The organism is Brasilonema octagenarum UFV-OR1 (assembly GCF_963888615.1).
Lineage (GTDB): Bacteria > Cyanobacteriota > Cyanobacteriia > Cyanobacteriales > Nostocaceae > Brasilonema > Brasilonema sennae.
On the sequence record NZ_CAWPKW010000188.1, the window covers coordinates 1 to 5,890 of the forward strand.

The 5,890-nt window shown below is 42.5% G+C and carries 8 protein-coding genes; 7 read left to right on the forward strand and 1 reads right to left on the reverse strand.

The features are described from left to right. Positions 1 to 119: 119 nt before the first annotated feature. Positions 120 to 242 (reverse strand): hypothetical protein, encoded by a 123-nt coding sequence (locus AC5590_RS13250; protein ID WP_256379273.1) that lies wholly within the window; start codon positions 240 to 242, stop codon positions 120 to 122. A 53-nt stretch (positions 243 to 295) separates the two neighbouring features. Between AC5590_RS13250 and AC5590_RS13255 the strand changes: the two genes are divergently transcribed. From AC5590_RS13255 to AC5590_RS13285, 7 genes are all read left to right on the forward strand, one after another. Then, a complete protein-coding gene (locus tag AC5590_RS13255) occupies positions 296 to 763 on the forward strand; it encodes a hypothetical protein (protein ID WP_169268795.1) in 468 nt (155 codons plus the stop codon). 62 nt (positions 764 to 825) lie between these two features. After that, positions 826 to 1,041, forward strand: a complete 216-nt coding sequence (locus AC5590_RS13260) for a hypothetical protein (RefSeq protein WP_169268796.1) — start codon at positions 826 to 828, stop codon at positions 1,039 to 1,041. 113 nt (positions 1,042 to 1,154) lie between these two features. Further along, positions 1,155 to 2,177 (forward strand): methyltransferase domain-containing protein, encoded by a 1,023-nt coding sequence (locus AC5590_RS13265; RefSeq protein ID WP_169268797.1) that lies wholly within the window; start codon positions 1,155 to 1,157, stop codon positions 2,175 to 2,177. A gap of 135 nt (positions 2,178 to 2,312) precedes the next feature. Next, positions 2,313 to 3,371, forward strand: a complete 1,059-nt coding sequence (gene cobW, locus AC5590_RS13270) for a cobalamin biosynthesis protein CobW (RefSeq protein WP_169268798.1) — start codon at positions 2,313 to 2,315, stop codon at positions 3,369 to 3,371. Between the two features lie 529 nt (positions 3,372 to 3,900). Continuing rightward, complete coding sequence (locus tag AC5590_RS13275; RefSeq protein ID WP_169268799.1) at positions 3,901 to 4,290, forward strand: hypothetical protein; 390 nt, start codon at positions 3,901 to 3,903, stop codon at positions 4,288 to 4,290. A gap of 144 nt (positions 4,291 to 4,434) precedes the next feature. Next, on the forward strand, positions 4,435 to 4,857 hold the full coding sequence (locus AC5590_RS13280; RefSeq protein WP_169268800.1) for a QcrA and Rieske domain-containing protein: 423 nt from the start codon (positions 4,435 to 4,437) through the stop codon (positions 4,855 to 4,857). Between the two features lie 134 nt (positions 4,858 to 4,991). Further along, positions 4,992 to 5,840: a class I SAM-dependent methyltransferase gene (locus AC5590_RS13285; RefSeq protein ID WP_169268801.1), complete on the forward strand. Its 849-nt coding sequence runs from the start codon at positions 4,992 to 4,994 to the stop codon at positions 5,838 to 5,840. Positions 5,841 to 5,890 lie beyond the last annotated feature (50 nt).

Genomic DNA, 5,890 nt, shown 5'->3' on the forward strand with positions numbered 1-5,890 from the left:
CAAAGTCTGCCGGGGGGATACTCCCCCCGGCGAGCTTTGCCCCTTAGGGGCTAGCGAGTGACGTACGCACTCCTGTTCCACTACCGAACAAATGCTTTCCCAATTACGCACGAGAATTGCTAATTTACCCGTCCAACAAATTTGGGTAAATCCTGATTGTGGGTGATTCCATCAATTAAAAATATGGTTGATGCAGCCAAAATTTTACCAAAGTAAATATTACCAAGGGAGACTAAATTCATATTCTTAATCTGCAACGCCATCTACTCTGTTTAACCCCCTTAAGGAGGCATCAATGAGTCATACTTCCGATGCTTTGGACTGGCAGCAAGGCTTGATTGCCACAAATTTGTTGGTGATTGGTTACAACGCCTGGGGGGGGTATTTGGGAGGCGAACGCGGTGTCATCGTTTGCAGCACCAATTCCCCTGCAATTGGAGTAGCAGGGGAAACTTTCAAAGTTTCTTTTATACCACGTATTCGTATAGCTGCCTTCTTAAATGCTTGGTTAGCTGCTCCCGACACCGTAATTTTGCGCAATCACTTTATGAATGCTCATATTTTGGAAGCCGTGGATACTTACAATCCTACTACCGAAGTCTTGTTATTGCTGGAATCTTTTAACCAAGCGACGTTCTTTTACCTGAAAAACCTACCCATCACCCCACCCCAATGCTATGAACAGGTCTGCAAAAGATGGACAGAATTTCAGCCCCAGCCCAATTTTTCAGAAGATACAAATGCCAATCGTCTTACCTACTGATACATAGAGTTCTTTAATGTTCAAATCACATCTTTACTAGATTTTTACTCGGGTTTTTCATCATGCCGAAATTCTATCTTCACCGAACTGGGAAGATTCCCACTGCTGTTCATCCCTTTGTCAAACAAACACCTCTGCCCGAAGTCAAACAGAAGCCCTGGGTACTTCAAGGGAAAATTATTCGAGGTGTTCAAAACATAGCAATGTCGATGTCTAGGACGATTTCCATTGCGAGCGCTCGTCTGATTCGGTTCATTCCCAGACGACCGATGAGTTGAACTGCACAGGCAGTTGGAATTAAATAGGTCAAGAGTTCATGCTATAAAATTCATGGCTACGGGATTCGTGCCAAAATTTTATCTAGGGTAGGCGTACAGGATCGTTCAAAACAATGTCAACTTTATTATATTTTGTAATTGGTTTTCTTGTGGTTTTGGTGATTGGAATTGGCGGTTATCTCCTGAGTGCCCGTAAGTATCAATCCTCAAACACAGTCGCCAATTCCTACGATCAATGGACGAATGACGGCATCCTAGAGTTTTATTGGGGGGAACACATTCACCTTGGTCACTACGGTTCGCCGCCACGACGGAAGGATTTTCTAGCTGCTAAATCTGACTTTGTACATGAAATGGTTAAATGGGGTGGTTTAGATAAATTACCCCCTTGTACTACCGTGTTAGATGTTGGGTGTGGTATCGGGGGCAGCAGCCGGATTTTAGCACGAGATTATGGGTTTGCCGTCACAGGGATTACGATCAGTCCACAGCAAGTGAAGCGTGCTCAGGAGTTAACGCCCCAAGGGCTAAACGCCCAGTTTGCAGTCGATGATGCGATGGCGTTGTCGTTTCCAGATGCCAGTTTTGATGTGGTGTGGTCGATTGAAGCAGGTCCTCACATGCCCGATAAAGCCGTTTTTGCGCTTGAATTAATGCGGGTGCTAAAGCCCGGTGGAATATTGGTTGTAGCTGACTGGAATCAGAAGGATGACCGCCAAAAACCTCTAAATTTCTGGGAAAAACCAGTCATGCAACAACTCCTTGATCAGTGGTCTCATCCAGCTTTTTCCAGTATTGAAGGCTTTGCCGAGCTTTTGGCAGCGACGGGATTTGTCGAGGGGGAAGTGATTACGGCAGACTGGACAAAAGAAACGCTTCCTTCTTGGTTGGATTCGATTTGGCAAGGGGTGATTCGACCAAGCGGATTTCTGCGTTTTGGACTGTCTGGTTTTATCAAGTCTGTGCGCGAGGTGCCGACGTTGTTGTTGATGCGTTTGGCGTTTGGTGTAGGGTTATGTCGATTTGGAATGTTCCGCGCTGTGCGGGCAAACTCACGCACAGAATTGAAAGACCAAAACTTTGCCAACCAAACTCCTTCATCCTCGGCGGCATTGCAGAATGTAAATATGAATTAGTGCTTGCACCCAACCCGACACAACTTTAACTCAGAACGAATTGGATTTTAACGCTGGCAACAGTGCATGATATCTGCGGTTTGAACTTTTTTCTACTGATTCCAAAATTAACGATCAACAAACAACACACTTTATATGCATAAAATTCCCGTCACAGTCATTACAGGATTTCTTGGCGCAGGCAAAACGACATTAATTCGCCATTTACTGCAAAACAATGAGGGACGACGCATTGCTGTTTTGGTGAATGAATTTGGAGAAGTCGGAATTGATGGCGAACTTTTGCGTGACTGTCAAGTCTGTGACGATGAAGAAGACCCCAACAGCAACATTGTTGAACTCACCAACGGTTGCTTGTGCTGCACGGTGCAAGAGGAATTCTTACCAGCGATGCAAGAATTGCTGAAGCGACGCGATCGCATTGACTGCATGTTAATTGAAACCTCTGGACTAGCACTACCAAAACCATTGGTGCAAGCCTTCCGCTGGCCGGAAATTCGCACGGGCGCTACAGTGGATAGCGTAATCACCGTCGTGGACTGTGAGGCTTTAGCAACGAATCAATTTGTGGGTGATTTAGAAGCTTTTGAAATACAGCGGCAAGCCGATGATAGTTTAGAACACGAAACACCAATTGAAGAACTGTTTGAAGATCAGCTTGCTTGTGCGGACTTGGTGTTGTTGACTAAGAGCGATCGCGTTGATGACCAAACCCAAGTTAAAGTGCAGCAGTGGTTAAAGCAGAACTTGTCTGGTGGTGTAAAACTCATTCAGTGCCAGGACGGTAAAATTGATTGCGATCTGTTACTCGGTTTTAACGCTGCAGTAGAAGACAACTTGGATAGTCGCCGCAGTCACCACGATAACGAAGCCGAACACGAACATGATGACGGAATTAATGCAGTGCAACTACTACTAGACCAAACATTTGAGCCGTCTGTATTGGTTAAACGTTTACAAACATTGGTACAACAGCAAGAAATTTATCGAATTAAGGGATTTGTAGCAGTTCCAAAAAAAGCCATGCGTCTGGTATTACAGGGTGTCGGTAATCGATTTGACTACTTTTATGATCGTGCTTGGCAACCCCACGAACCCCGTCAAACGAAATTAGTATTGATTGGTCGGGAACTTGATCAGGTTCTTGTTGAGTCCCTGGTGTCAGGGGAGGAACTAAGTGTGGCTGGAAAATAAGTAAGTAGGTCAAATTAAACATAAAACCTCACCCTGCCTCCGGCTTCCCTCTCCGCGATTTCGGAGAGGAATTGAGGGTGAGGTTTTATTTTATATTTAATTACGGCTACCTGACTTGAAAATAAGGAGTGAGGGAGTGAGGGAGAAATGTTTTCATGTGTTCTGGTGTACGCAGTTCATGATGGCTACTTAGCATCTGGTCAAAGAATAATTGCAAACAAGAAAGTACAAGTATAATCGATTGCTATTTCTCTACTAAGTCACTCTTAAGGATGTAGAAACATGAAAAATATCCTGTTTGGGCCAGAAAGAAATGTAAGAGATACAAAGTAAAAAATCAAAAATTTGACTTTGATTTTTTTTACTAGTTTGTCAAGAATCTGTGAGTCTAAAATAGCAATTTATCTCATAGCGTATATGATAGGTAAATTGTTTTGAGGATCCTGGTTCTTTGAAAATATTGTTTTTCTGCCAAGCCTGAGTAGAGAACATCAACGTTTAATTGTCAACCCACATCTTGGAAAATTGCATGAAAAAACTGTTTATAGCTTTGACTACCAAATCCACAGCTTTGCTTTCTCTCGCTTCATTGGTAATGACTAGTAAAGTTACCACAGCCGGTCAACCAGTCAATCCACAACCTGTAAAACGTACAGACGCTGCTACTACACCAGTATCAGCAGAAGGTCAAAAAGCTTGTGTAAAACATCCAAAACTCGGTAAATATTTTTGCGCTAATGCTAAACAATTGTCTCATTTGAAGAAAGGCGCACCAGAGATTAACGCTACCGACGTGAATAACGAAAAGGCTCTGCTTGGGGTGACAGATGCAGAAAGCGATGCTGCTGTAGCTATGTTTGGCTGTGATTGTGTTGCATCGGTAAATTGTTTGCGTCGCCTGCGCAATAGCCTTCCTTAGAATTAATTTTCCTTTTTTTAAGATTTTGAAAAGCAAAAGAGTAAGAAAAAAGTTTTTTATTTTTCCTTACTCTTTAATAGCATGTTATAAAATGTTACATGTTCCAAAAATGGTTTAGATGTTGTTCTGTAGAATTTATATACAATGAAACGTCGTTATTTTTTTACTTTGATTGGTGTAAGTTCTTTAGTAAGTAGCCTACTTATGAAAGTTAGGGCTTCTGGACCAAAAACTACAACAATATCATCAGCATCTGGAGATTGGCATAAGGTGGGGACGGTAACAGAGTTAGATAAAGCTGGTCAGTTATTAAATGAAAAGTCACCAATTGGTTCAGTCTTAGTAGTTGGTACTTCTAAAAGTAAAAAATTGATAGCTGTAAATCCTACCTGCACTCATATGGGTTGTACAGTAGAATGGCTGAATAAGGAAGGAATATTTTTATGTCCTTGTCACGCTTCAGAATTTAAACTTGACGGTAAGGCACAAACTGGTCCAGCCACAAAACCACTCTCGACTTACGCAACGAAGATAGAAGGTAATTTCGTTATGGTGAAACGCATTTAGTTTTAGATTTTTCAAGTGTAAAAGAGCACTTAATGATAAAGTAAAGTTTGGGGAACTGATACGGAACACGCTTGCGCGATCGCTCGTATTATTAAAAAGAAATGTGCAAGCCTATCCACCAACTCTAACCCTAAATGCAGAAACCAAAATCAATTCCAATTCCGAAAGCAACTCGCTACCAAAATGCAGCGATAGATTACTATATGGGAGTCACAGGTTCTTCCTATCTCCATTATGGGTATTGGGAAACATTACCTCACAGTGGTGAGGAATTAACTCTAACTTCTCTGCGTACAGCTCAACAAGCTTATACAGACAAACTGTTCAGTTTTATCCCACAGGGAATAAGCACCGTGCTTGACGTAGGCTGTGGTATTGGTGGTAATGCGAAATACCTTTTGGAACGCGGTTTCAATGTTGAGGGATTAGCACCCGACGCACTTCAACAAGAGAAGTTTCTTAAGAATACCAATGGTCAAGTACCTTTCTACTTAACGAGATTTGAAGATTTTCAACAAACCCACTCCTACGATCTCATCCTGTTCAGCGAAAGCAGCCAATATATTGCTGTTGACGATTTGGCTCAGGGTGCGGCTCGTTTATTGAGTAGTGGCGGCTACTTGCTGATTGCCGATATGATGCGCTCTGATCCTGAATATCAGGAAGGTATCTTTTCCAATTGTCATGTAACAAGTGATCTTCAGGAAGCTTTGGAACGGGCTGGGTTCACTTTAATCAAAGCTGAGGACATCTCAAACTCGGTTGCACCAACGATTGACTTATCTCTTGATTATTTTCGTAGTTTTGGGCTGACTACCATGAAATATATTAGTGATGTTGTGGCGATCGCCGTCCCACCATTACACGCATTAGGACGTTGGGCATTTAAGCGCTGGCTGGACAAACCAATTGTCGAGGGGTTAGCAGCACGCACAATTTTTGAACGCCATTTGTGTTATTCCATCCAACTCTGGCAGTTATAGCAATCCTAAATGATTTATGAAAAATCTTAAGTATTGTAGGGTGGGCAGTG